This is a genomic window from Amycolatopsis sp. NPDC059027, from assembly GCF_042739735.1.
Classification (GTDB): Bacteria; Actinomycetota; Actinomycetes; order Mycobacteriales; family Pseudonocardiaceae; genus Amycolatopsis.
Map to the genome: position 1 here is coordinate 192,817 of NZ_JBHYIK010000005.1, position 25,932 is coordinate 218,748.

The window sequence follows — 25,932 nt, forward strand, 5'->3', positions numbered from 1 at the left end:
GCCTGAGTGTCCTTCTCGGTCAACCGCGTCACGTGGCGCGAGTGGCTCGGCCTCGCCGCCGGGCTGCTCGCGCTCGTGGCGACCTTCCTGCCCTGGACCACGCTGAGCACCAGCCGTCCCGACGTCGAGGACGCGCTGAAATCGCTGCCCCACGACGACGTCGTGCGCGACGCGTGGAATTCGGACTTCTTCTCGTGGTTTCCGCCGCTCCTCCTGCTCGTCGCCGGCTTGGCGGTGACACTGTTCGGGCAGCTCCGCAAGGTCCGGATCAGCGGCCTCCCCCAGCTTTGGCTCGTCGCCGTCGCGGCGGTTCTGGTGCTCATGCTCATCGGCTGGGTGACGAACGACTGGCAGTTCACCGCCGACCAGCGGGGGCTCTTCGACGCCGGGGGCATCGTCATCGGCCTCGGCTACGGTCGTTATCTCGGCCTCGCCGCCGCTCTCGTGTCCTTCGCGGTTTCGATTCTCGATATCCGCGCGGCACGTGCGGAGAGCAGGATGCCGCGTCGGCGCTGACCCGTTGTGGTGGTCGGGATACGGCAATGGTCGTAATCTGAGAAAGCGCTTTCTCAGGAGGCTCTCAGCGCGTTCCGGCAGCCGGGAAGTTTCCGGGACGCGGGTCCGGCCGTCCGTAGGGTGAACGGTTGGTCCAGTCACGCCGTCGTCGCCGAACGGAAAGGCGGAAAACGATGAACCAGCCCGAACTGGGTGTCCTGCTCAACGGGGTCACCGGCCGGATGGGCTATCGGCAACATCTGCTGCGGTCGGTGCTGGCCATTCGGGAGCAAGGCGGGGTGGAACTTCCCGACGGGTCCCGGGTGCGGCTGGTGCCCGTTCTCGCGGGGCGCAATGCGGCGAAGCTGGCGGAAATGGCCGAGCGGCACGGAGTGGACCGGTGGACTACCGACGTCGACACCGCGCTTTCCGACCCGGACGTGCACATCTACTTCGACGCGCAGTTGACATCGGCCAGGGAACCGTGGGTGCGCAAGGCCATCGCGGCGGGCAAGCACGTGTACGCCGAGAAGCCGCTCGCGGAGTCACTGCCGCACGCGTTGGAGCTGGCGGGGCTGGCCCGTGAAGCGGGGATCTGCCACGGCGTGGTGCACGACAAGCTGTTCCTGCCCGGCCTGCGGAAGCTGCGGAGGCTGATCGACGGCGGATTCTTCGGCCGGATGCTGTCCGTACGAGGGGAATTCGGGTACTGGGTGTTCGAGGGCGACTGGCAGTCCGCGCAGCGTCCGAGCTGGAACTACCGCGCTGCGGACGGCGGCGGGATCGTGCTCGACATGTTCTGCCATTGGAGTTACCTGCTGGAAAACCTGTTCGGCAGGGTCACCGCCGTGACGGCGAAAGCCACAACGCACATTCCACGACGTTGGGACGAACAGGGCGAGTCCTACACGGCCACGGCCGACGACGCCGCATACGGGATTTTCGAACTCGAGCCGGGCACGATCGCGCAGATCAACTCGTCCTGGTGTACCCGCGTCTTCCGGGACGAGCTGGTCGAGTTCCAGGTCGACGGCACCGAGGGAAGCGCTGTCGCCGGATTACGGCGATGCCGTGTCCAGCACCGGTCGGCGACGCCGAAGCCGGTGTGGAATCCGGACGTCCCGGCAACCGAACGTTTCCGCGATCAGTGGGCCGAAGTGCCGGACAACGGCGAGTTCGACAACGGGTTCAAGGCTCAATGGGACGAGTTCGTTCGCGACGTCGCCGCGGAACGGCCACACCGCTACGACTTCTTCGCCGCCGCGCGGGGCCTCCAACTGGCCGAAGCAGGACTGACCTCGTCGGTGGAAGGTCGTCGCGTCGAGTTGAAACCGCTCTGACCAGCCGGGCTAATCCTTGCCCTGGCCGCCGTTGACCGACGCCGGGGTGATGATCACGACCCGGTCGTCGCTGGACACCGGGTTGCCGCCGTCCTTGTTGATCGTCCCCGCCACGGCGATCTGCGGGTTGATCATGCTCATCCCGGCCAGTTTGCCGTAGGTGAGCGGTGGCTTCCCGGTTTTGCCGTCGAGGGTCACCGACGGTTTGCCGCCGACCGAGCCGTCGGGCTTGACCGGGAGGTTCTGCATGTTCCCCGTTCCCGACGTCGCGATCGCGAGGAAGCCGTTCGCGTCCACGAAGTCGGCACAGCCGGCCACACCGGGCTTGTCCGGCCACGACCACGCGGGCGCGGTGAGCGACTGGCCGGGCTGCAGGCGGTAGATGACGTCCTTGTCGCCGAGGCGATCGGTGGCCCACAGGCGGCCACCGTCAGCCGACGAGCAGAGCCCTCCCGGCGCGTGCAGGCCGCTGGCGAACACGGCGGTGCCGGTCGGGTTGCCCGGCGCGGCCTTCCCGGAGGTGTCGATGCGCAGCACTTTCCCGGCGAGCGAGTTCGGGTCGGCCGAGGCCGCCGCGTTGCCGGCGTCCCCGGTGGCGACGAGCAGCGCGCCTTTGCCGTCCGAGAGCAACGCCCCGCGGTTTCCGGTCGCGCCCTTCGGGATCCCGGTCAGTACCGGCTTCGGCGCCTGGCCCCTGGCGAACCGCACCACGCGGTTGTCCGACGGCGTCGTGACGTACGCGAAGACGAGTTGGTCTTCGGCATAACCTGGCGACAGCGCCAGCCCGGTCAGGCCACCGTCACCGGCGGCGTCGACGTCGAGTTTCGCGAAGTCCGCGGCGCTCTTGCCTGCGCTGGCCAGGAGCACCCGACCGGATTTCCGTTCCCCGGCCAGCGCGCTGGGGGCGGATCCGTCACCGGGCAGCCCCGCGACCGCGGAAACCGTGTCCAGACACGTCGCGAGAACGGCCTTGTCGAAGTCCTTGCAGCCCTGCGGTGGCGGGACCGGCGTCGGCTGTCCCGGCTGGCCCTTCTCGTTCTTGCCACCTGCCCCGCCGGGACCCTGGACCGACGGAGGAGCTTCGGGACTGGGACGTGGTGCGGGAGTGAACGTCTGTCCCGCGCCGGTGCCCGGGCCGTCGAACCGGGCACAGCCGGCGAGCAGCAGACCGCCGCAGGCCAGCAAAGCCAGCGGCGAAGACCACATCCGCCGGTACCGGGTACGCACGATTACCAAGCCTAGGTGGCGATACGTGAGCCACGGGTAAGCGGTAGGCGTATAACGTGGTGATCATGAGCCTTACGGTGCTGGTCCCCGACGACGAAGGCGTGGCGGTGCTTTCCGAGGTAGCCAGGGTGCGGGCGGTGCGCTATCTGTGGGGCGAGCCGACTCCGCCGGAGGCGGCCGACGCCGAGGTCCTCATTCCCGGCAGACATCGTGCCGGCCCCGAGTTGTGGGGCGCGGTGCCGAACGTCAAGCTCATCCAGCTCCTCACCGCGGGCGCGGAGGACTGGGTCGGCAAGGTCCCCGACGGCGTGCTGTTGTCCACCTGCCGTGGCGCGCACGGCGGCAGCACGGCCGAATGGGTGGTCGCGGTCCTGTTGTCGATTTATCGGCAGCTCGACGTCTTCGCCGCCGGACAGCGCGAAGGGCGTTGGGACCGGCAGACCACCGACACACTGCAGGGCAAGCGTGTGCTGATCGTCGGTGCGGGCGATCTCGGGCAGCACCTGCGCCGTCGGCTCGAGCCGTTCGACGCTCGCTGCACGATGGTCGGTATGTCGGCGCGCGAAGGCGTCCACGGTGTCCATGAGCTGCCCGATCTGCTCGGCCTGCACGACGTGGTCGTGCTGATGGTGCCGCTGACCTCGCGTACCCGGGGCATGGTCGACGAGGAGTTCCTGGCGGCGATGACGGACGGCGCGGTGCTGGTCAACGTCTCCCGTGGCACTGTGGTGACGACGGACGCGCTCGTCGCCGAGCTGGCGACAGGCCGGTTGCGTGCCGCGCTCGACGTCACCGATCCGGAGCCGCCGCCCGCGGATCACCCGCTCTGGAAAGTGCCGGGCCTGCTGCTCACTCCGCATGTCGGCGGCACGGTGCGCGGTGGCCGTAGCCGCTCCTACGCGGTGGCGGCGGCGGAGATCGCGCGGTACGCAGGGGGCGAACTGCCGAACAATATCGTCCGAGGGGAGTACTGACCGGCGATCCGGGTCGCGGGGATGTGACGTATCCCCTAACCTGCGCGCGTGAGCAGTGAAGCCGACGACTACCAGAGCACCAGTATCTTGTCCGGCGTGGAGGACACTGACGACGAATCGCGTTCGGGCGGGTCCGATCTGGGGCTGCTGGTACTCCGGCTCGCTCTCGGCGTGATCATGGGTGCCCACGGGCTCCAGCACTTGTTCGGTCTCTTCGGCGGTCCGGGCATCGGCGGGTTCGCGCGGGCGCTCGAGATGTTCGGCTACCACAAGCAGACGACCCTGCTCTCGTGGATCACCGGAATCACCGAGCTCGGCGGCGCCGTGCTCGTGGTCGCCGGGCTGTTCACCTGGCTGGGTGCCGCGGGTTTGCTCGGGGTGGCCGCCAACATCGTGTACGCGAAGTTCCACGGCGGGTTCTTCCAGGGCCAAGGGCAGGGCTTCGAGTTCGAGTTGCTGCTGGGCGCCGTCGCGCTGGCGTTGCTCTTCACCGGCTCCGGCCGGTTCGCGCTGGACCGCAACACCCCGTGGCGCAAGCGGCCGTTCCCGTTCGCTGTCGGTGGAGTGCTGCTGGCGGCGGCCGCGTCGGTCGTCGTCATCGTGCTGACGCGTTAGCCCAGGTCAGCGGCCGTTGCCGAATTTCGGCAACTCATGCCGAGCCGTCGAGGACCTCCGTGAGCATCGTGCGGCCATGCGCCTCGAAGGCGACGTCGTCGTGCTCATGCGCCCACACGATCGTGCTCACCGCCGAGAAGGCGTTGTAGGTCCGGAACAGCGCGAGATCCGGGGCGGACGGGCGGCGGCCGTAGCCGCTGAGGAACGCCTCGCGCAGGTCCGGCCGCGTAGCCCACTCGCGGAAGTGAAGCCGGTGCAGATCGGCTACCCACACGTCGCGTTCGACACGTCCGAAGTCGATGAATCGGACCACGCCCGCGTCGTCGATCAGCCAGTTCCGCGGTTGATTGTCCCGATGGCACGGGACCACGCTGGGCGGCGGCTGGTCGATCAGTGCCCGCAACATCCGGCGGGTGAACGTCACCCCGTCGGCCGGGACCAGTCCATCGGCCCGGGCGACGACGTTCTCGAACTTGCGCAGCAGACGTGCGCCGAACTCCGGATCGGCTTCCGGCGCGGCGACGTCGTGCAGGCGCCGGGTGAGCGCGCCCGCCTGGAAGTGGACGTCGGCGGAGAACTCGGCCGGGTGATCCTGCACCAGCTCGCCGGGCAACCGGGCAAGCAGCAGGAGGCGCAGCTCGTCGTCATGGTGGAGCAGTTCGGGAACGTGGCCACGCAACGGCGACGCCCAATTCAGATAGGCGTCGCGCTCCCGCTGGTAGTTCCGCTTCTGGAGCACGGTCTTCGCGATCCACTCGCGCTCGTCTTCGCCGCGTAGCGCGAGGACCCTGGCCTCGCCGTGTGGCCACGAAAGGTCCGCGACGACGTCGCAAGGGCCGACTACCCGGGCGCAGCGCTCGGCGACCTCCGGTGACACGCGATCATCGTAGGCCGCCGAGCGGTGCCGGGGGTTTACTTGTTCGGGTCGCGGACGGCGCCGGTGTCGGCCGAAGTGGCCATCCGGGCGTACGCCCGCAGCGCGGCGGTGATCGGGCGCTGCCGCTCCTTCGGCTGCCACGGCCGTTCCGAGGCCTCCATCTTCGAGCGCCGCTCGGCCAGGACCTCGGCGTCGACGAGCAGTTCGAGACGGCGCTCGTGGACGTCCAGCAGGATCCGGTCGCCGTTCTCGACGAGCCCGATCAGGCCACCGGCGGCGGCCTCCGGCGAGATGTGCCCGACCGAGATGCCCGACGAACCGCCGGAGAACCGGCCGTCGGTGATCAGCGCGCACTTCTTGCCGAGACCGGAGCCCTTGAGGAACGCCGTCGGGTGCAGCATCTCCTGCATGCCCGGCCCGCCTGCGGGGCCCTCGTAGCGGATCACCAGGACCTCGCCGGGCTGGATCTCCTTCTTGAGGATCGCCGAGACGGCTTCCTCCTGGCTCTCCAGCACCCGGGCGGGTCCCTCGAAGTGCCACAGGTCCTCGTCGATGCCCGCGGACTTGATCACCGCGCCGTTCTCGGCGAGGTTGCCGCGCAGGATCGCGAGGCCGCCGTCCTTGGTGTAGGCGTGCTCGACGTCGCGGATACAGCCACCGGCGGCGTCGGTGTCCAAAGAGGACCAACGGGCATCGGTGGAGAACGCCTGCGTGGTCCGCACCCCGCCCGGCGCCGCGTGGAACAGCTCCAGCGCGGTCGCCGAAGGCTCCTTCGCGCGGACGTCCCATTCGGCCAGCCACGATTCGAGGTCGGGCGAGTGCACCGAATGGACGTCGGTGTGCAGGAGTCCGCCGCGGTGCAGTTCGCCGAGGATCGCCGGGATTCCGCCCGCGCGGTGGACGTCTTCCATGTGGTAGTCGGAGTTCGGCGCGACCTTGGACAGGCACGGCACGCGTCGCCCGATTTCGTCGATGTCGGCGATGGTGAAGCCGACCTCGCCCTCCTGCGCGGCGGCGAGGATGTGCAGCACGGTGTTCGTCGAACCGCCCATGGCCATGTCCAGCGCCATCGCGTTCTCGAATGCCTTGTGCGTGGCGATGGACCGGGGGAGGACCGAGTCGTCGTCCTCGCCGTACCAGCGCTTGCACAGGTCGACAACCGTGCGTCCGGCGTTCTCGAACAGCGCGCGCCGCGCGGCGTGCGTCGCCAATGTGGAGCCATTTCCCGGCAGCGAGAGGCCGAGCGCCTCGGTCAGGCAGTTCATCGAGTTCGCGGTGAACATGCCCGAGCACGAACCGCAGGTGGGGCACGCGGACCGCTCGACGATCCCCAGCCCGTCCTCGTCGACCTCGCTGTTCGCCGATGCCGCGATCGCGGTGATCAGGTCGGTGGGAGCCTGCGCGACCCCGCCGACCACGACGGCCTTCCCTGCCTCCATCGGCCCGCCGGAGACGAACACGGTCGGGATGTTCAGCCGCATCGCGGCGTTGAGCATGCCCGGTGTGATCTTGTCGCAGTTGGAGATGCACACCAGCGCGTCGGCCTGGTGCGCGTTGACCATGTACTCCACCGAGTCCGCGATGATCTCGCGCGAGGGCAGCGAGTACAGCATCCCGGAGTGGCCCATGGCGATCCCGTCGTCGACGGCGATCGTGTGGAACTCACGCGCGACGCCACCCGCTTCGGCCACCGCTTCGGCCACGATCTCGCCGAGGTCCTTGAGGTGCACGTGCCCCGGCACGAACTGGGTGTACGAGTTGGCGATGGCCACGATCGGCTTGCCGAAGTCGCTGTCGGTCATCCCGGTGGCTCGCCACAGCGAGCGCGCGCCCGCCGCGTTGCGGCCGTGGGTGGTGGTCCGGGAACGGAGTTGAGGCACGGCGTTCTCCCAGGTGGAGGTGGATGGACCAGCAGGGGGTTCGGGAGGCCCGCAAAACTGGTCCTACCAATTCTACTCCTGGGTCGCCGCCCCGGAAGGGCCGGTCTCGGTCGGCTTGTCCGCGGCGGGCTTTCCGGGCGACGGCTCTTCGTTGTCGAGCAACCCGCTGGGGTCGGCCACCAGGCCCTCGCTGACCAGCGACAACACCGGGAGGTGCCGGGTGCGCACGGTCGGCAGCGTGACCTGGGTGTCGTCCTTCAGTACGGCACGCACCCGCGCCTTCTTCGTGATGGCGAGGCCCTTCAGTGACGACCACGGGATGTCGCGCTTACCGAACATGGTGCGGACCGCCAGCCCCTGCCGGGTGGCCACCGTGCGGGTCCGGAGCACGAAGACGAACAACGCGATCGGGGCGAGGTAGAGGAACTCGAGCCCGGGGATCTCGCCCAGTGCGATAGGGGTCACACACACGGTGAGAAGGGCGATCGCCGCGTACGCGGTGCCCGGGATCTTGAAGACGGCCGTCCGGCCCTCGTCTGCCTGGTTGCGCTGCTCTTTTTCGGCCACGACCAAGATGGTGCACGCCCGCGCGCGACGGCTCGAAAGCGGGTGCCGGGCACCGCCGCGACGTCCACCATGCGGAACGTGCGTCCCGCAGAGTTGACACCTCGCCCGAGCGCGGATTACGGTCTGCCACGTGACAACGCAGACCGGCCTCGTACTTCCCAAGCGCGTCGACGCTTAGGAAGTCTCCGCTGCGTCGACGCGCGACCCTCGTGCGACCAATCGGTCGGCGGGGGTTTTTTGTGTTTGAACACAGCGTGTTCAAACACAGCCATGTTCCGACGCAGCGTGGCCCGGAGCCAGTTCCACCCCCGCAGCACTACCCGAACGAGTGACACCGAGACCCACGAGGCAGAGACCGATGACCAGTGCCACGTCGCGCAGCGACGCGAAGCCCGGGCCCACAGCGCCCGGTGTCCCAGGAGCACGTCCGAAGCCGGCACCGCCGGCGGGAACCCCGGTAAGGGTCACGGGCGCGCAGTCGCTCGTGCGCTCGCTCGAAGCGGTCGGCGCCGAAGTCGTCTTCGGCATTCCGGGCGGGACCATCCTGCCCGCCTACGACCCGCTGCTCGACTCGACGAAGGTCCGGCACGTCCTGGTCCGGCACGAGCAGGGCGCCGGGCACGCCGCGACCGGGTACGCGCAGGCGACAGGCAAGGTCGGCGTCTGCATGGCCACCTCCGGCCCCGGCGCGACGAACCTGGTCACGCCGCTGGCCGACGCCAACATGGACTCGGTCCCGGTCGTCGCCATCACGGGGCAACAGACTCGCGCGCTGATCGGCACCGACGCGTTCCAGGAAGCCGACATCTGCGGCATCACGATGCCGATCACCAAGCACAACTTCCTGGTCACCGACCCGGCGGACATCCCGAGGACCATCGCCGAGGCCTTCCACATCGCCGCCACGGGCCGCCCCGGCCCGGTCCTGGTGGACATCCCCAAGGACGTCCTGCAGGAGATGACGTCCTTCTCGTGGCCCGCTGACCTGCGGCTGCCCGGCTACCGGCCGACGCTGCGCCCGCACGGCAAGCAGGTCCGCGAGGCCGCGCGGCTCATCGCCAAATCCCGGCGACCGGTGCTCTACGTCGGCGGTGGCGTCATCAAGGCGGAGGCGTCGGAGCAGCTGCGGGAGCTGGCCGAGCTGACCGGCATCCCGGTCGTCACGACGCTGATGGCGCGCGGCGCGTTCCCCGATTCTCACCCGCAGCACCTGGGAATGCCCGGGATGCACGGCACGGTCGCCGCGGTCGCGTCGATGCAGCGGTCGGACCTGCTGATCGCCCTCGGTGCCCGCTTCGACGACCGGGTCACCGGCCAGCTGTCGTCGTTCGCGCCGGACGCCGCGATCGTCCACGCGGACATCGACCCCGCCGAGATCTCCAAGAACCGCAAGGCCGACGTGCCGATCGTCGGGGACTGCAGGGAGATCATCGGCGAGCTGATCGCTGCGGTCCGCGCCGAGTTCGAGGCACGCCCTACCGCCGAGAACGCATCAGCACAGCAGGAGCACGGCAAGCCGGACCTGGCCGACTGGTGGACGCAGCTGAACGACTGGCGCGACAACTACCCGGCGGGCTACGAGTGGCCCGACGACGGTTCGCTGTCGCCGCAGTACGTCATCGAACGGATCGGCGAGCTGGTCGGCCCGGACGCGGTGTACGCGGCGGGCGTCGGGCAGCACCAGATGTGGGCCGCGCAGTTCGTCAAGTACGAGAACCCGCGCACCTGGATCAACTCCGGCGGCCTCGGCACCATGGGCTACGCCGTGCCCGCGGCGATGGGCGCGCAGTTCGGCGTCCCGGACAAGCCGGTGTGGGCGATCGATGGCGACGGCTGCTTCCAGATGACCAACCAGGAGCTGGCCACCTGCGCCATCGAGGGCGCGCCGATCAAGGTCGCGGTGATCAACAACGGCAACCTCGGCATGGTCCGCCAGTGGCAGAACCTGTTCTACTCCGAGCGGTACTCCAACACCGATCTCGGCACGCACAAGCACCGCATCCCGGACTTCACCCTGCTCGCCGAGGCGCTCGGCTGCGCGGGCCTGCGGTGTGAGACCCGCGAGGACGTCGACGCCACCATCCGCCGCGCGATGGAGATCAACGACCGCCCCGTCGTGATCGACTTCGTCGTGGGGAAGGATGCCCAGGTGTGGCCGATGGTCGCCGCCGGCACCGGGAACGACGAGATCATGGCGGTGCGCGGGATCCGGCCGCTGTTCGATGACGACGACGTCAGCGCGGAAGGAGAACACTGATGAGCGTGCACACGCTGAGCGTGCTGGTCGAGAACAAGCCCGGCGTGCTCGCCAGGGTGTCCGGGCTGTTCTCCCGCCGCGGTTTCAACATCGAGTCCCTCGCCGTCGGGCCCACGGAGAACCCCGAGGTGTCCCGTATGACGATCGTGGTCGCCGTTGAGGAGCTACCGCTCGAACAGGTGACCAAACAGCTCAACAAGCTGGTCAACGTGATCAAGATCGTGGAGCTGGAGCCGTCCACCGCCGTGCAGCGCGAACTGCTGCTGGTGAAGGTCCGTGCCGACGCCACCGTGCGCAGCCAGGTCCTCGAAACGGTCCAGCTCTTCCGCGCCAAGGTGGTGGACGTCTCGCCGGAGGCGCTCACCGTCGAGGCGACCGGGACCTCGGACAAGATCGGCGCGCTGCTGCGGATGCTGGAGCCGTACGGCATCCGGGAGCTCGTGCAGTCCGGCATGGTCGCGGTGGGACGCGGGGCCCGCTCGATCACCGCCACTTCTCCCCGCTGATCTCCATCCATGCCCCCGCCACCACCCTCAACGGAGGAGCTTCGCTCCGCTTGTTGAATTCAAGTTTTTGCAGTCAGGAAAGGAAGCAGTAACCCCCATGGCAGTGGAAATCTTCTACGACGACGACGCCGACCTCTCGATCATCCAGGGACGCAAGGTCGCTGTCATCGGCTACGGCAGCCAGGGCCACGCCCACTCGCTGAGCCTGCGTGACTCCGGTGTCGACGTCCGCATCGGCCTGCCCGTGGGGTCCAAGTCGCGGGCGAAGGCCGAGGAGCAGGGCCTGCGCGTGCTCACCCCGGCCGAGGCGTCGGCCGAGGCCGACCTGATCATGATCCTGGCGCCGGACACCAAGCAGCGCTTCATCTACGAGCAGGACATCGCGCCGAACCTGAAGGACGGCGACGCGCTGTTCTTCGGCCACGGCTTCAACATCCGCTACGACCTGATCAAGCCGCCGTCCAATGTGGACGTGGCCATGGTCGCGCCGAAGGGCCCGGGCCACCTGGTCCGCCGCCAGTTCGTCGACGGCAAGGGCGTCCCGGCGCTGATCGCGGTGGAGCAGGACGCCTCCGGCAACGCCCAGGCGCTCGCGCTGTCCTACGCCGCGGCCATCGGCGGTGCCCGCGCCGGTGTCATCAAGACGACGTTCACCGAGGAGACCGAGACCGACCTCTTCGGCGAGCAGGCCGTGCTCTGCGGTGGCGCGTCGGCGCTGGTGCAGACCGGTTTCGAGGTGCTCACCGAAGCCGGCTACGCCCCGGAGATCGCCTACTTCGAGGTGCTGCACGAGCTGAAGCTCATCGTCGACCTCATGTACGAGGGCGGCATCGCGCGTCAGCGCTACTCGATCTCCGACACCGCCGAGTACGGCGACCTGACCCGCGGCCCGCGCGTCATCTCGCCGGCGGTCAAGGAGGAGATGAAGAAGATCCTCGGCGAGATCCAGGACGGCACGTTCGCCCGCGAATGGGTCGCCGAGGACGAGGCCGGGCGGCCGAACTTCACCAAGCTCGAGGAGCAGGGCAACCAGCACCCGATCGAGGCGACCGGCAAGAAGCTGCGTGACCTGATGTCCTGGGTCGACCGGCCGATCACCGAGACCGCCTGAGTCTCCCGGTTGTTCCGTGATGGCCTCCTTCGCAGCCTTGAGCGCTGTGAAGGAGGCCATCACGGCGTTTCGGGGGGTGCAACAAGCGGGCAATGAGGACCGCCCGAAGAGAGCAGGGGACCTTTGCTGTCGTTCGGTGAGCGGGCAGATACGCTGGCACCCATGAGTGAACAGCCGGTCGACGACAAGGCGCACATCCGGCACGAGCTGGACCTGAGCGAGGCCGCCTGGATCCGCGCCGAACCCGAGGGTGTCACGCTGGACGACTGCGTCGAGTACGCGTTCGTCCCGCACACCGACGGCGTCACCTACGTGGCCATGCGCCAGTCCTCCAAGCCCGACGGCGTGATCCTCGTGTTCACCCCCGCGGAATGGGACGCCTTCGTCGCCGGGGTCCGCGACGGCGAGTTCGACCTGCCCGAGGACCTGGAAGAACCCGCCCCGGCGAACGAGAAGAGCTAGGCGGACGCTCCGGCGTCCAGCCGCGCCGCGAGGTCGTCGAGACGTCCCGTGGCGGCCGCGAGCGCGACGTGGTCGCCGTAGTCGCGGGACTCGACGATGAGCCCGTTCCGTACCCGCAGCACGAAGATGTTCGCGACCTGGAACGGCGTGCCGATCCCGGCGCGGCCCTGGTAGGTGAACTCGCCGATGATCACCTCGGGGTCGGTGCTCTGGTGCGTGACCAGGTCCCGCGCCTCGATGTCGATCTCCATCGTGGAGCCGATGGAGAAGTGCTCCCGGAGGTCGTCCCGGCTTCGCAGTATCGGCGCCCCTGGCAGGAATGGGTGCGTCACGTGGGTTTCCGGCGCGTAGAGATCGGGAAGTTCGGCCCACCGCCTATCCGAGACGCCGTAGACGAGCCGCTCGAACACACCACGCGGACTGTCCGGCGCCGCGTCCGAAGCGGGGCGAGGCGGGAGCGGCGTGGTTTCCCTTGTGGCGTCGGCGAATCCGGCCTTGAGCGCGTCGAACGCGTCCTGGGCGACGGCGATCTTCAGGAAGTCGTGGTAGTCGCGGGAGTGCGTGATCAGCCCGTCGCGCACCCGCAGCATCTGGATGTTGGCCGTTTCGAACGTTTTCCCGGTGTTCAGCGCTTCCCCGGAGTACGCCCATTCGGCGACGATCACCTCCGGATCCGTCGTTTCGTGCACCACGGTGTCGTGGTGGCGCAGCCGGATCGACGCGGTGAGCGGTCCGGTGAACCGTTCGTGCAAGGCCTCGCGGCCTTCGATGCGGCCGGGCGAGAGTGGCTGTTGTGGAAGCTCTACAACGGCGTCTTCGGCGTAGAGCGCGGAGAGTTCGCTCCAGCGGGCCGCAGTGATGCCCTCGGACAGCTGGTCGAACACCTCGCGGGGTGTGGTCATGGTTCCTCCCAGACAAATAAACGGAGTGGCTAGTCCGTATTCAAAATACGGACTAGCCACTCCGTTTGTCCACTGGATTGCTACCCCACGCTGAGCACGATCTTTCCGGTCGTACCGCCGGACTCGCCAAGTTCGTGGGCCTTCGCTGCCTCGGCGAGCGGGAGCACGGTGCCGACCACCGGCCGGAGGTGCCCGGACGCGACCAGTTCGGCGAGTGCGAGCAGGCCGACGCGGTCGGGTTCGACGAGGGTCAGCCCGGTCGTCACGCCGCAGGCTGCCGCGGCCTCGGGGAGGCTCTTGTCGACGTTCCGGGTCAACTGGACGAGCGTGCCGCCCTTTCGCAGCGTCCGGAGCGAGCGGGGCCCGTACTCGCCACCGATCGTGTCGAGGACGACGTCGACATTGTGGACCTCTTCGGCGAAGTCGGCTGCCCGGTAGTCGATCACCTCGTCGGCCCCGAGGTCGCGGACGAATTCGTGTTTCGGCGCGCTCGCCGTCCCGATCACGTACGCGCCGGACGCCTTGGCGATCTGCACCGCGAGGTGGCCGACGCCGCCTGCCGCCGCGTGGACCAGAACCCGTTGTCCCGTTTGGACTTTCGCGGTGTCGTGCAGACTCTGCCACGCGGTCAGCCCGGCCAGCGGGACGGCCGCGGTGTGGACGTGGCCGAGCCCGGCGGGTTTGGCCGCGAAATGACGGCTCGGCGCGGTGACGTATTCGGCGTACGTCCCGGCCTGGCGCGGGAACCACGGCATGCCGAACACCTCGTCGCCTGGCGCGAACAGTGTCACGCCGGGGCCGATCTCCTCGACGACGCCGGAGACGTCCCAGCCGAGGACGAACGGCGGTGCGCCGAGCGTGCCCATGCCGCCGGTTTCCCGGCTCTTCCAGTCGACCGGATTGACGCCGGCGGCGTGGACACGGACGAGGATCTCGGTCGGTCCGGGAACGGGACGGGGCAGCTCGACCTCTTCGAGGACCTCGGGACCGCCGAGGGTGCGCTGGCTGATGGCTCGCATGACGCCATTGTTCGGCGAACGTCGAACCAGCTGCTACGTGTCCGGCGGCCAGGAGACGTCAGGATCGGGCCAAGCCGCGCAACGCCTCCCGCGCGGCGGACTGTCCACAGTGGTCTGCCCAGCCTTCCGGCGTGCTGTTGTACAACGCGTCGTGTACAGACGGGTCGGCACCGGCGTCGAGCAGTGCGGTGATGACGTCGAGGTGCCCGCCCTGGGCTGCCAGATGCAGCGCTGTGACGCCCGCGCCGTGCCCCGGACCGCCGAAGGTGTTGCGCTGGTTGACGTCCGCGCCGAGATCGAGCAGCGTGCGGACCGCGGCGGTCTTGCCTTGTGCGGCCGCCCAGGTCAGCGCGGTGCCGCGATAGACGTCGGCGTCGAGTGCGGCGCCGCGCTCGACAAGCGTGCGCAAGGTCTCGGTCCGGTCGTTGCGGGCGGCCCAGCTCAACGCCTCGTCGCGGATCTCCGCCGGGTCGCCGGACGGGCGCCACGACGGGAATCCGCTGTGCGGCCGGTAGAACTCGCGGTGATCCCCGGCGGCGGGGGACAGCGTGCCGTCCGGCGCGAGGAGTTCGTCGAGCAGGTCAGCGTGCCCGAGTCCGGCCGCGACGCGGAGATTTGCCGGAGTCAGGTCACGGGCGGCCAGCTTCTCGGCAGCCTCGCGGTGGCCCCAGAACAACGCGACGATCAGCGGGGTGCCGCCGTCGCCGCGTGCGGAGAGGTCCGTCGGCGCGCCGGCGTCGAGCAGCATGTCCAGTAGCAGCGGGAGATTCGAGTACGCGGCCTGGTGCAACGGCGTCCAGCCGTGGACGTTGGGTCGCGCCGGATCGGCGCCGCGGTCGAGCAGGACCCTCGTCAGCCGCTCGTCGCAGGTGGCGCCCGCCATACCGAGCAGATCGTTGCCGTTCGTGCCGACGGCGTCCACGAGCCCGGGGAACTGCTCGACGATCTCGGCGAGCCCGTCGACGTCCCGGGCCTCCACCAGCCGGTACGCCCGCGCGAACGGTTCGCCGCTGTCGGCCAGCACCCGTACATGCGCACGCAGGGCCCGCCAGGACGTGAACCCGTGCTGACGTGCGACCACTGTGCGTGCGCCTTCCGGCGTGAGCGGCTGGTGCCAGCGTTCGAATGTTTCGCGGGCGCCGGGCGTTTCGTCCTGGGCGGAGGCGAGCAGGCCCGTCGCGCGCTCGGCGTAGTACGCGGTGTCCTGGTGGTAGACGTGCTGGAGTCCGTCGCCGTGTTCGCTCACGCGCCGGACGTACGCCTGGAGCTTCGGCCAGCTCGGGAAACCGTGCTGCCGGGCGATGCGGAACTGAGCCTCCGACAGCTTGACCGACTCCGCGCGTGCGAGGTCCTTCGCGCGTTTGCGCAGGTACTCCAGGCTGGGCTTCGCGGGCAGGGTGCTCACGGGAATCCTCCTTCCCTGTCACGCCCGTGGTCCGCAGGCACCGGGCAGGAAAGAAGGTGACTGGTGGGTGGTGCGGTCGTACGGGGGTGGGCTCGGCCCTTTCCGCGGACGGGACGCGGCCCTCACCGCGCATCCGCCACGCTACCGCAGCCCACCCTCGAACGCTCAGAGTACGAGCGGGGCCAGGCGGCGCCAGCTTTCCACGGGAATGCCGCCGGTCCCGTCGAGGACTTGGACGCAGACGTGGTCGGCACCGGCGTCGAGGTGGGCCCGGATCCGGTCGGCGACCTCCTGTTCACCGCGATACGCCACGATGGCGTCGACGAGCCGGTCACTGCCGCCGTCGGCGAGATCGGCGTCGGTGAAGCCGAGCCGCCGCAGGTTCGCCTGTTGGTGCGGTGCCAGCCGCACGTATCCGTCCACGTGCTCGCGCGCGATCCGCCGCGCCCGCCCGGGGTCCGCGTCGAGCACGACCGCCTGTTCGACCGCGAGGTAGGCGTCCGGTCCCATCGTCTTCCGCGCGAACGCGGTGTGCTCCGGCGGGACGAAGTACGAATGCGCGCCGTCGGTCCGCGCCGCCGCCAGCTCCAGCAGTTTCGGCCCCAGCGCGGCGAGTACGCGGCGCGGCCGGGCGCCGGGAACGTCCAGGTCCGCCTTGTCCATCGCGTCGAGGTAGGACCGCATCGCCGTGAGGACGCCGCTGCCGGGCCGATGCCCGCCGAGCCCGAGCGTGAACCGGCCCGGATACGCCTCGGCGAGGGTGCGCCCGGCCGCTTCGGCGGTCGTGGCTTCGCGTTCGGAGAACCGCGCGATTCCGGTCGCCACGGGCAGCGTGCTGGTCGCCGCGAGCAGCATCGCCGCCTGGGTGAACGCCTCCCTGCCACGGTACTCGCCGAACCAGAGCGCGGAGTAGCCCAGCGACTCGACCTCCGCGGCGGCTGCGCGGACCTCGCCGATTTCCTTGCCGTCGAAGGCGAAGGTCCAGATCCCGACACTCATCGCGACACCTCCAGCACCGCCGGGGCCAGCTCTGTCAGAGCATCCACAATGGACTCAAGGGTGGCGGCGGCCGGGGTGAGCAGCACGTGGTCGGCCCCGGCGTCGAGCAGTTCCCGCAGGCGTCCGGCGATCGTCTTCCCGTCGCCCCACAGGACCAGGCTGTCGACGAACCGGTCGCTGGGCCCGGAGATCTCCGCGTCGGTGTAGCCGAGCCGTTTCCAGCCGTTGAGGTAGCCCTTGACGTTGTGGTCCCGGATCTGCCCGACCGTCCGGCGAACGTGTTCTCTCGCGTCTTCGCGCGTGCCGAGCAGGACCGTCTGCTGCGGGATCAGCAGCTTGTCCGGTCCGAGGATCTCGCGCGCGTACGGCGTGTGCTCGACCGGCTGGGCGAACGGATGCGCGCCGTCGGCGTGGTCGCGCGACAGCTCCAGCATCCTCGGGCCGACGGCCGCGAGCACACGGGGAAAGGCAACCGGCGGGGGCTTTTCGGCCGACGTGGCGTCCATTTCGGACAGATACGCGCGCATTTTCTCGTAGGGCTGGTATTTCTCGCCGTACTTCTCGGCCTGGAACGCGTGGCCGATCCCGACGCCGAGCACGAACCGGCCGGGGTGCGCCTGTGCCAGCGTCGTCCCGCCGCTCTGCGCGGTCCGGCCGGGCCGCGACCAGACGTTGGCGATGCCGGTGCCCAGCACGACGTTCTCCGTCGACGCCAGCAGATCGCCGAAATGCGCGAAAATCTCGCGGGTGCCGGGCCCTTCGCCGCTCCACACGGAGCCGTAACCCAGTTCGGCCAGGCGCCGCGTGGCCGAACGCTCGACGTCCGGCGGGGGTGCCATGGGCGCGGTGGGGAGCCAGACGCCGACAGTGCCCAGCCGGTCCCGGGTTTCCTCGATCAGGGTCATCCCTGCTTCCCTCCAGTAAGATGAGGCTACCTCCGGTTACTATACGGAGGCAGCCTCCGATTTGTCACCCGGTAAGGTCCGGAACCGAGATGACCGACGTCAAGCCGATGCGGGCGGACGCCCGCCGCAACTACGAGCGCCTGCTGGCCGAGGCGAGGCGTGCCTTCACCGAACGCGGCGTCGACGCCTCACTCGAGGACATCGCGCGCAGTGCCGGAGTCGGTATCGGCACCCTCTATCGCCACTTCCCGACCAGGGAAGCCCTGCTCGAGACCCTTTTGCGGGATCGCTTCGACGGGCAGGCGGAAAAAGCGCGGGAGCTGCTCGCGGCCGAAGACCCGCTCGCCGGGCTGTACACCTGGCTCGTCGGGCTCGGCACCACGGCAGGCGCCTATCACGGTCTGGTCGAGCTGATGGCCGATGCGATCAACGATCCCGAGTCCCGGCTCCATGCTTCCTGTCACGCGATGCAGGACGCGGTGTCCCAACTGGTGGACAGGGCCAAGGAAGCCGGGGCGCTGCGCGCCGACGTCACCACCCGTGAGCTGCTTCTGTTGTCGCACGGTGCTTCCTGGGCCGGTACGCACCTGCCAGGGGAGCGTGGCATGGAGCGCCTGTTGACCCTTGTTTTCGAGGGATTACGGGCAAGTTAACAACGGGGGCAGCGAGGTGGCGGGCCCCCGGGCTAAACTCCCGCTCAACCGGGCACAACGGCGTGCGCCGATTCGTCCATCGGTTGATCCAGCACCGAGCGTCCTCGACTCAGTGACCAGATAGTGGGAGCCGCAACGTGAGCAGCAAGCCCAACAAGCCCGTCGTCCTCATCGCGGAAAAGCTCGCGCCTTCGGTGCTGAGTGTGTTCGGTGACGAGGTGGAGGTCCGTCATGTGGACGGGACCGACCGCCCGGCGCTGCTCGAGGCGGTGAAGAGCGCCGACGCGCTCCTGGTGCGCTCGGCCACCAAGGTCGACGCCGAGGTGCTCGGTGCCACCACCCAGCTCAAGGTCGTCGCCCGCGCCGGTGTCGGGCTGGACAACGTCGAGGTCCCCGCCGCCACCGAGCGTGGCGTGCTGGTGGTCAACGCCCCGACGTCGAACATCGTCTCGGCCGCCGAGCACGCCGTCGCGCTGCTGCTCGCCGTCGCCCGCCGGGTGCCCGCCGCCGACCAGAGCCTGCGCGGCGGCGAGTGGAAGCGCAGCGCGTACACCGGTGTCGAGCTCAACGGCAAGACCATCGGTGTCGTCGGCCTCGGCAAGATCGGCCAGCTGTTCAGCCAGCGCATCGCCGCCTTCGGCACCAAGCTGATCGCCTACGACCCCTACGTTTCGGCCGCACGCGCCGCGCAGCTCGGCATCGAGCTCGTCACCCTCGACGAGCTGCTGGAGCGTGCCGACGCGATCTCGATCCACCTGCCGAAGACGCCGGAGACCAAGGGACTCATCGACGCCGAGGCGCTGAAGAAGACCAAGCCGGGCGTCATCATCGTCAACGCCGCGCGTGGCGGGCTCATCGTCGAGGAGGCGCTGGCCGACTCGCTCCGCTCCGGCCACGTCGGCGGTGCCGGGATCGACGTCTTCGTCACCGAGCCGACGACGTCCAGCCCGTTGTTCGAGCTGGACAACGTCGTGGTCACCCCGCACCTGGGCGCCTCGACCGCCGAGGCGCAGGACCGTGCGGGCACCGACGTCGCCAAGTCGGTGCTGCTCGCGCTGCGCGGCGACTTCGTGCCGGACGCGGTGAACGTCTCGGGCGGCGGCGCGGTCGGCGAGCACGTCCGGCCTTACCTTTCGCTCACCCAGAAGCTCGGCACCGTGCTCACCGCGCTCAAGCCGAAGGCGCCGACCTCGGTCACCGTCGTCGTCAAGGGCGAACTGTCCACTGAGGACACCAGCGTGCTGGCGCTGGCCGCCGAGCGCGGCGTGTTCGCCGGGGTCGTCCACGACCAGGTCACCTTCGTCAACGCGCCGCGGCTGGCCGAGGAACTGGGTGTCCAGGTCGAGCTGGTGACCGAGTCGGAGAGCCCGAAGTTCCGCAGCCTGGTCACGGTGCGCGCGGTGCACGGCGACGGCACCACGCTGTCGGTTTCGGGTTCGGTCACCGGCAAGGACGACGTCGAAAAGATCGTCGAGGTCAACGGCCGGCACTTCGACCTGCGGGCCGAGGGCGACGTGCTGCTGCTCGAGTACCCGGACCGTCCCGGCATCATGGGCCGCGTCGGCACCCTGCTCGGCGAGGCGGGTCTCAACATCGAGGCTGCGCAGATCAGCCAGACCACCGACGGCTCCGACGCGGTCATGCTGCTGCGCGTGGACCGCGCGGTCGACACGCACGTGCTGGAGCCGATCGGCGCCGCCGTCGGCGCGCACACGATCCGCGCCGTGAATTTCGGCTGATTTCCGCTCCGTCGTAAAGCCGCTCCGGGCCTGCCCGGAGCGGCGGTCGCCGTTTCAGCCCGCGGAAAACGCGGACAGGCGGTCGCGCAGCCCGTTGCAGGCGGGGGGGCCATAGGTTTCCACCATCGAATAGACGACGGTATCCCGTGACGAGCCGTCCGGCCGGATCCGGTGCGCGCGGAGCACGCCTTCCCGCAGCGCGCCGAGCCGTTCGATGGCGCGTTGCGAGCGCAGGTTCCGGATATCGGTCTCCCAGCTCACCCGCTGCGCTCCGAGCGTCTCGAAGGCGTGCGTGAGCAACAGCAGTTTCGCCTCGGTGTTGAGCGCGGTCCGGTGCCAGTCCGCGCCGAGCCAGGTGAAGCCGATCGACAGGATCCGGTGGGCCTCGCTGACCTGGTAATACGACGTCGTTCCGGCGACCCGGCCGGTCTTCGCGTCGATCTGCGCCCATGCCTGGCGGGTGCGGTCGGCGAGCATCTGCTCGACCATGCGCTCGGCGGCGGGCAGGTCGGCGGGCTGCCGCAGGCTCAGCCAGGTCCAGATCCCGGGGTCCTTGCCCGCCTCGAACAGGCCTTTCGCGTGGTCGGCGGTCAGCGGTTCGAGGCGGACGTGGTCGCCGGTCAGCGTCGGATGGGTTTGCCAGTGGTTCACGATGTCCAGATTAGGCAAAGTACTGTCGTAGGGCGCGGTCTTTTTCGCCACTTATTGGCAAGTCCTGGCAGGCAATCACATTCACGTAACGGAGCAAGCTGCCTACCGAAGTAGGTGTTTCCTGCCATTAAGTTCGGTTCGCGAGGCTGAACCACGCGGCGTGCGAGGGCACGGCGCGGCGTCGCGGCTCACCGTCGGGGGTTTCGAGCCGCAGGCAGGTTCTTCCATCCAGGTCTCGAGTAAAGGGGAACTACCGATGAGCAGATCCCGCTTACCCGGTTGGGCGGTGCGGTCATCCACCGCGCTGTTCGCCGTGGTGCTGGCGACGGCCGTGGCGGGAACGCCCGTCGCCTCGGCGCAGGACGCGCCGCTCGCCGAGAGCGCCGGGAAGGCCAAGATCGACCAGGCCGCGCTGGACGGCAAGATCGAGCCGCGCCTGAACACCGCGCAGGGTCAGGTCACCGCGTTCGTCGAGGTGGCGAAGAAGCCGGCGGTCGACGCGTTCAACGACGAGCAGGGCAAGGGCGCGGGCAAGGAGAAGGCCAAGCAGGCCGCCCGCGTGGCCAAGGCCGACACCGCCGCGGCGGTGAACTCCGTGCTCGGCCAGCTCAAGGCCGCCGACGCGCGCACGCAGCTGGTCACCCAGACCGCGAACGCGGTCCCCGGTGCCGTCGTCACGGCCGACGCCGCGAAGCTGCGCGAGGTCGCGAAGCGCCCCGACGTCGTCTCAGTGCGCACGGTGGTGCCGAAGACTCGGACCAATGCCAGCGCGGAGCAGCTGACGAACACGCTCAACAGCTGGCAGCAGACCGGCAAGCTCGGCGACGGGATCCGCGTCGGCGTCATCGACGACGGCATCGACTACACGCACGCCGACTTCGGCGGGCCCGGCACGCCCGAGGCGTACAAGAGCATCGACTCGGCGAAGCCGAACCCGCTGTTCCCCAGCGCCAAGGTGGTCGGCGGTACCGACCTGGTCGGCGACGGCTACGACGCCAACGGAAAACTGGGTTCGCCCACCCCGGTTCCGGACCCGAACCCGCTCGCCTGTGGTGAGCACGGCACGCACGTCGCGGGCACGATCGCCGGGTTCGGCGTCAACGCCGACGGCAGCACCTTCACCGGCGACTACAAGAAGCTGACCGGCAAGAAGCTCGACGAGATGCGCATCGGGCCCGGCACGGCGCCGAAGGCCCTGCTCTACGCGATCAAGGTGTTCGGCTGCAAGGGATCGACCAACGTCACCTCACAGGCGCTCGACTGGGCGCTGGACCCCGACGGCGACGGCGACTTCACCGATCACCTCGACATCGTGAACCTCTCGCTCGGCATGGACTTCGGCGCGCCGGACGACCCGGACTCGCTGTTCGTCCGCAAGCTCGCCGCGAACAACGTGCTCCCGGTGTTCTCCGCGGGCAACGGCGGGGACATCAACGACATCGGCGGCTCGCCGGGCAGCACGCCCGAGGCGCTGACCGTGGCCAGCAGCCGCGACGCCGGGGTGCTGCGGGACGCCATCGACGTGACGGCCCCCGCCCCCGCGCAGCGGACCGGGCAGTTCAGCCAGGACTTCGCCGGGTACGACAAGCTCGACCTGACCGCTCCCGTCGTCGCGCTTTCGGCGGCCAACAAGGCGGGCTGCCAGCCGTATTCGGCCGAGGACAAGGCGAAGGCCGCCGGCAAGATCGTCTGGCTCGAATGGGACGACAACGACGCGACGCGTCCGTGCGGCTCCGCTGCCCGCGCCAACAACGCGCAGGCGGCAGGCGCCGCCGGTGTGCTGCTTTCGTCCACTTTGGAGCATTTCAGCGCCGGTATCGCGGGCAACGCGGCCGTGCCGATGTTCCAGCTGACCGGCAGCGCCACCGCCGCGACGCGCCCCGCGCTCACCGCGGGCACGCTGCGGGTGCACATGACCGGTGCGGGCCGGGTGAGCGTCCAGACCTACGACAAGTCCATTGTGGACACACCGAGCTCGTTCACCTCGCGCGGTGGCCGCGGCCCCGCGGTGAAGCCGGACGTCGCCGCGCCCGGTGACACCATCACCTCGGCGTTCCGTGGCAGCGGCAACGGTAGGACCGTCCTTTCCGGGACGTCCATGGCCGCCCCGCACACCTCGGGTATCACGGCGCTGATCCGCCAGGCCCACCCGGACTGGTCGGTCGAGGAGGTCAAGGCCGCGGTGATCGACACCGCCGGGCACGACGTGCACGACGCGGCGGGCCACACCTACGCGCCGCAGCGCGTCGGCAGCGGCCGGATCGACGCGAAAGCCGCGCTGGACAACCAGGTCCTGGCCTACGTGGCCGACGACCCCGGCGCGGTGACCGTCAACTTCGGCACCGTCGAGGCGGGCGGGCCGGTCACGCTGACCAAGACGCTCAAGGTCGTCAACAAGGGTGTCACGCCGGTCGAGTACGCCGTGGGCTACGAGGCCGTCAACGCGCTGCCCGGTGTCGAGTACACAGTGGACAAGCCGTGGGTGAAGCTGAGCCCCCGTGGCATCGCGAAGGTCAAGGTGACGTTGAAGGTCACCGATCCGAAGGCGCTGCGCAAGGTCATGGACCCGACCATGGCGGCCACCCAGGCCGGCCTGGCGCGTCAGTTCGTCGCCGACGCTTCCGGCCGCGTCGCGTTCACCCCGAAGAGCGGGGCGACCGTGCCGCTGCGGGTTTCGGTGTACTCGGCGCCGAAGCCGGTCTCGTCGATCAAGACCCCGGGCACCGTGAAGTTCGGTCCCGGCCAGGACCAGGCCGTGCTGAACCTGACCGGCAGGGGCGTCGACCAGGGCACCGGTGCCCAGCGCTACCGGTCGCTGATCAGCGTCCTCGAGCTGCAGGCGGAGTCCCCGCAGCTGCCCGAATGCGACAGCGACGTCGTCACCGGGTGCACGCTCAACCGCACCGCGAAGGGCGGCGACATCCGCTACGTCGGTGCGGCTTCGACGGCACCGCTGGCCAAGGAACAGGGCAACCCGGACGACGCGCTGCTCGCGTTCGGCGTGTCCACCTGGAGCGACTGGGCGAACCTCGGCAGCAACACCACCGTGTTCGTCGACATCGACACCAACGGCGACGGGAAGCCGGACTTCGAGACGTACGTGACCAAGGCGACGTCGTCCGACGTGCTGTTGGTCAGCACGGTCTCGCTGACCAAGCCGGGCAACCCGCGGGTGGACCTCCAGGCGGTCAACGGCCAGCTCGGTGACGTCGACACCAACGTGTTCGACACGAACGTGGTGGTCTTGCCGGTGCGGATCGCGGCACTGGGAATTGACCCGAACGGTGGATCGCAGCGGATCGGTTACACGGTGGGTACCAGTGGGTTCTACACGGCACCCGGCAGCACGAGTTCGACGATCGACTCCGTCGACGGCCCGCTGTCGTTCGACGTTCTCGCGCCGGGCTATGCGGTGCAGGGCGGCGGCGACGCCGCGATCGGTTACGTGGCCAAGCCGGGAACGGCGCTGGTCGTGAACCGGAACGCGGCTTCGGCGGCGGCGGACAAATCGCTCGGCCTGCTCGCGATCGAACACCACAACGCCGCGGGCGACCGCGCGGGCGTGGTGCGCGTCGAGGCGGCGGGGAACGCACAGAACACCGGGCGGGACACTCCGGGGCGGCACACCGGACGTCAGCCCATCGGGGTGAGCTGACCACGGCGGTCCACCCCGGAAAGCACTGAGGTGGTGGGGGCTTTCCTGGTCTCAATGGCTGGGAAAGCCCCCACTGATTTCACCCGGATGGCTGACTGGGCCCCGGTCGGGATCCGGCATAAGGGTGGTGCGGCTACGACGCCTTGTCTACGGCCGGTAACCTTCCGCCTGCTGGCGTTTGTTGCGGATGGGCCATCCGGACCCGGTGGCCTGGTCGACGGAGGTGTGTGGATGCGGCTCGCGGTGATCCCAGGTGACGGGATCGGGCCCGAGGTGGTCTCCGAGGCGCTGAAGGTGCTCGGTGAAGTGGTACCGACAGCGGAGATCACGAACTACGACCTCGGCGCCGCCCGATGGCACGCCACCGGTGAGCTGCTTCCGGAGTCGGTGCTCGGCGAACTCCGCCAGCACGACGCGATCCTGCTCGGCGCGGTCGGCGACCCGACGGTGCCCAGCGGGATTCTGGAGCGCGGCCTGCTGCTGCGCCTGCGCTTCGAGCTCGACCACCACGTGAACCTGCGCCCGGCGCGGCTCTACCCCGGTGTGCGCGGCCCGCTGGCCGACCCCGGCGACGTCGACATGGTCGTCGTCCGCGAGGGCACCGAGGGGCCGTACGCGGGCAACGGTGGCCTGCTGCGCAAGGACACCGAGCACGAGATCGCCACCGAGGTGAGCGTCAACACCGCGTTCGGTATCCGGCGCGTCGTCGCCGACGCCTTCAACCGCGCCGAGCAGCGTCCGCGCAAGCACCTGACCCTGGTGCACAAGACCAACGTGCTGCTGCACGCCGGGTCGTTGTGGTCGCGGATCGTCGAAGAGGTCTCGCTGGAGCACCCGGAGGTGACCGTCGCCTACTCGCACGTCGACGCGGCCACCATCCACCTGGTCACCGACCCGTCCCGCTTCGACGTGATCGTCACCGACAACCTGTTCGGCGACATCATCACCGACCTCGCGGCCGCGGTCACCGGCGGCATCGGCCTCGCCGCGAGCGGCAACCTGGACATCACCCGCCGCAACCCGAGCATGTTCGAGCCGGTGCACGGCTCCGCCCCGGACATCGCGGGCCAGGGCCTCGCCGACCCGACCGCCGCGGTGCTGTCGGTGTCGCTGCTGCTCGACCACCTCGGCCAGAAGGAGGCCGCGCGGCGCATCGAGGCGTCGGTCGCCTTCGACCTCGCGACGCGGGACCAGGCCTCCCCGGGGGCGACCCAGGCGATCGGCGACCGGCTCGCCGCGCTGGTGTCCTCGAACGTCCGCTCCGTGGGCTGAGGTTTTTCGACGTAGGTCCGTGAAGGCCTCCTTACCGGCGCTGGACGCCGGCAAGGAGGCCTTCACGGCTTTCGGGGCGCTGTCGCGGGACACCGTCTGTCGCGAATGGACCGTTTGCGCCCTGGAAGGTCGTGAATGGCTTTCTCGCTAAGGGTTCTGGGCTGTGGGGGCCGCGCCGAGGGACGCCGTCGGTGCGGTGGGCCTGGGTGCGACAAGGGAGTCCCTGGGTGCGTTGGATGCGACGGGGGCGTCCCTCGGTGCGGTGGATGCACCCAGGGCGTCCCTCGGACATCCCCGACCACGCCGAGAGCATCGCCCGGTGTGGGGGGGGGGGGGGGGGTCGGGCCGCGACACCCAGCGCCGCGAGGAGGGGGAATCGAGGCGCCGCCCCGCACCCGCGGGCACCCACCCAAAACACACC

22 protein-coding genes are annotated in these 25,932 nt (G+C 69.4%); 12 read left to right on the plus strand and 10 right to left on the minus strand.

The window, feature by feature from the left end; all coding sequences use genetic code 11:
* Positions 1 to 6: 6 nt before the first annotated feature.
* The gene (locus tag ACFWY9_RS05685) at positions 7 to 516 is read left to right on the plus strand and encodes a hypothetical protein (protein WP_378325176.1); all 510 of its coding nucleotides are present in this window, start codon (positions 7 to 9) and stop codon (positions 514 to 516) included.
* A 173-nt stretch (positions 517 to 689) separates the two neighbouring features.
* Positions 690 to 1,835: a Gfo/Idh/MocA family protein gene (locus ACFWY9_RS05690; protein WP_378338247.1), complete on the plus strand. Its 1,146-nt coding sequence runs from the start codon at positions 690 to 692 to the stop codon at positions 1,833 to 1,835.
* Between the two features lie 9 nt (positions 1,836 to 1,844).
* Here the strand turns inward: ACFWY9_RS05690 and ACFWY9_RS05695 are convergent, their stop codons facing one another.
* The gene (locus ACFWY9_RS05695) at positions 1,845 to 3,062 is read right to left on the minus strand and encodes a PQQ-dependent sugar dehydrogenase (protein WP_378325179.1); all 1,218 of its coding nucleotides are present in this window, start codon (positions 3,060 to 3,062) and stop codon (positions 1,845 to 1,847) included.
* A 65-nt stretch (positions 3,063 to 3,127) separates the two neighbouring features.
* Between ACFWY9_RS05695 and ACFWY9_RS05700 the strand changes: the two genes are divergently transcribed.
* On the plus strand, positions 3,128 to 4,036 hold the full coding sequence (locus ACFWY9_RS05700; RefSeq protein ID WP_378325180.1) for a 2-hydroxyacid dehydrogenase: 909 nt from the start codon (positions 3,128 to 3,130) through the stop codon (positions 4,034 to 4,036).
* Between the two features lie 84 nt (positions 4,037 to 4,120).
* The gene (locus tag ACFWY9_RS05705) at positions 4,121 to 4,651 is read left to right on the plus strand and encodes a DoxX family protein (protein WP_378325213.1); all 531 of its coding nucleotides are present in this window, start codon (positions 4,121 to 4,123) and stop codon (positions 4,649 to 4,651) included.
* Positions 4,652 to 4,685: 34 nt separating this feature from the next.
* Here ACFWY9_RS05705 and ACFWY9_RS05710 read toward each other — a convergent pair whose 3' ends face one another.
* From ACFWY9_RS05710 to ACFWY9_RS05720, 3 genes are all read right to left on the minus strand, one after another.
* Positions 4,686 to 5,528 carry a phosphotransferase family protein gene (locus ACFWY9_RS05710; RefSeq protein ID WP_378325181.1) on the minus strand — a complete coding sequence of 281 codons (843 nt, stop codon included), beginning with the start codon at positions 5,526 to 5,528 and terminating at the stop codon, positions 4,686 to 4,688.
* A gap of 35 nt (positions 5,529 to 5,563) precedes the next feature.
* Positions 5,564 to 7,408 (minus strand): dihydroxy-acid dehydratase, encoded by a 1,845-nt coding sequence (ilvD, locus tag ACFWY9_RS05715; protein WP_378325182.1) that lies wholly within the window; start codon positions 7,406 to 7,408, stop codon positions 5,564 to 5,566.
* Between the two features lie 72 nt (positions 7,409 to 7,480).
* On the minus strand, positions 7,481 to 7,975 hold the full coding sequence (locus ACFWY9_RS05720) for a PH domain-containing protein (RefSeq protein WP_378325184.1): 495 nt from the start codon (positions 7,973 to 7,975) through the stop codon (positions 7,481 to 7,483).
* 358 nt (positions 7,976 to 8,333) lie between these two features.
* On the opposite strand from ACFWY9_RS05720, the gene ACFWY9_RS05725 reads away from it, so the two are divergent.
* The 4 genes from ACFWY9_RS05725 (at position 8,334) to ACFWY9_RS05740 (ending at position 12,311) form a co-directional block, all read left to right on the plus strand.
* Positions 8,334 to 10,232 (plus strand): acetolactate synthase large subunit, encoded by a 1,899-nt coding sequence (locus tag ACFWY9_RS05725; protein ID WP_378325185.1) that lies wholly within the window; start codon positions 8,334 to 8,336, stop codon positions 10,230 to 10,232.
* Complete coding sequence (ilvN, locus tag ACFWY9_RS05730; RefSeq protein WP_345399851.1) at positions 10,232 to 10,738, plus strand: acetolactate synthase small subunit; 507 nt, start codon at positions 10,232 to 10,234, stop codon at positions 10,736 to 10,738. Before ACFWY9_RS05725 ends, ilvN begins: the two co-directional genes overlap by 1 nt.
* Before the next feature lie 97 nt (positions 10,739 to 10,835).
* Positions 10,836 to 11,849: a ketol-acid reductoisomerase gene (gene ilvC, locus ACFWY9_RS05735; protein WP_378325186.1), complete on the plus strand. Its 1,014-nt coding sequence runs from the start codon at positions 10,836 to 10,838 to the stop codon at positions 11,847 to 11,849.
* A 162-nt stretch (positions 11,850 to 12,011) separates the two neighbouring features.
* Positions 12,012 to 12,311, plus strand: a complete 300-nt coding sequence (locus tag ACFWY9_RS05740; protein ID WP_378325187.1) for a DUF397 domain-containing protein — start codon at positions 12,012 to 12,014, stop codon at positions 12,309 to 12,311.
* Here ACFWY9_RS05740 and ACFWY9_RS05745 read toward each other — a convergent pair.
* From ACFWY9_RS05745 to ACFWY9_RS05765, 5 genes are all read right to left on the minus strand, one after another.
* The gene (locus ACFWY9_RS05745) at positions 12,308 to 13,213 is read right to left on the minus strand and encodes a nuclear transport factor 2 family protein (protein WP_378325188.1); all 906 of its coding nucleotides are present in this window, start codon (positions 13,211 to 13,213) and stop codon (positions 12,308 to 12,310) included. The two genes, ACFWY9_RS05740 and ACFWY9_RS05745, sit on opposite strands and share 4 nt — an antisense overlap.
* Before the next feature lie 80 nt (positions 13,214 to 13,293).
* Positions 13,294 to 14,232: an NADP-dependent oxidoreductase gene (locus ACFWY9_RS05750; protein WP_378325190.1), complete on the minus strand. Its 939-nt coding sequence runs from the start codon at positions 14,230 to 14,232 to the stop codon at positions 13,294 to 13,296.
* 58 nt (positions 14,233 to 14,290) lie between these two features.
* Complete coding sequence (locus ACFWY9_RS05755) at positions 14,291 to 15,637, minus strand: ankyrin repeat domain-containing protein (protein WP_378325191.1); 1,347 nt, start codon at positions 15,635 to 15,637, stop codon at positions 14,291 to 14,293.
* Between the two features lie 165 nt (positions 15,638 to 15,802).
* Positions 15,803 to 16,636 carry a TIGR03620 family F420-dependent LLM class oxidoreductase gene (locus ACFWY9_RS05760; RefSeq protein ID WP_378325193.1) on the minus strand — a complete coding sequence of 278 codons (834 nt, stop codon included), beginning with the start codon at positions 16,634 to 16,636 and terminating at the stop codon, positions 15,803 to 15,805.
* The gene (locus ACFWY9_RS05765; RefSeq protein ID WP_378325194.1) at positions 16,633 to 17,541 is read right to left on the minus strand and encodes a TIGR03620 family F420-dependent LLM class oxidoreductase; all 909 of its coding nucleotides are present in this window, start codon (positions 17,539 to 17,541) and stop codon (positions 16,633 to 16,635) included. Before ACFWY9_RS05765 ends, ACFWY9_RS05760 begins: the two co-directional genes overlap by 4 nt.
* Positions 17,542 to 17,630: 89 nt before the next feature.
* On the opposite strand from ACFWY9_RS05765, the gene ACFWY9_RS05770 reads away from it, so the two are divergent.
* Entirely contained in the window at positions 17,631 to 18,194 is a 564-nt protein-coding gene (locus ACFWY9_RS05770) for a TetR/AcrR family transcriptional regulator (RefSeq protein ID WP_378325196.1), read from the plus strand.
* Positions 18,195 to 18,331: 137 nt separating this feature from the next.
* Positions 18,332 to 19,933, plus strand: a complete 1,602-nt coding sequence (gene serA, locus ACFWY9_RS05775) for a phosphoglycerate dehydrogenase (RefSeq protein ID WP_378325197.1) — start codon at positions 18,332 to 18,334, stop codon at positions 19,931 to 19,933.
* Positions 19,934 to 19,987: 54 nt separating this feature from the next.
* Here serA and ACFWY9_RS05780 read toward each other — a convergent pair whose 3' ends face one another.
* Positions 19,988 to 20,584 carry a GNAT family N-acetyltransferase gene (locus ACFWY9_RS05780; protein WP_378338248.1) on the minus strand — a complete coding sequence of 199 codons (597 nt, stop codon included), beginning with the start codon at positions 20,582 to 20,584 and terminating at the stop codon, positions 19,988 to 19,990.
* A gap of 256 nt (positions 20,585 to 20,840) precedes the next feature.
* Between ACFWY9_RS05780 and ACFWY9_RS05785 the strand changes: the two genes are divergently transcribed.
* Together ACFWY9_RS05785 and ACFWY9_RS05790 are read left to right on the plus strand one after the other, a co-directional pair.
* Positions 20,841 to 24,239 (plus strand): S8 family serine peptidase, encoded by a 3,399-nt coding sequence (locus ACFWY9_RS05785; RefSeq protein WP_378325199.1) that lies wholly within the window; start codon positions 20,841 to 20,843, stop codon positions 24,237 to 24,239.
* A gap of 231 nt (positions 24,240 to 24,470) precedes the next feature.
* Entirely contained in the window at positions 24,471 to 25,511 is a 1,041-nt protein-coding gene (locus ACFWY9_RS05790; RefSeq protein ID WP_378325200.1) for a 3-isopropylmalate dehydrogenase, read from the plus strand.
* The last annotated feature ends 421 nt before the right edge of the window (positions 25,512 to 25,932 follow it).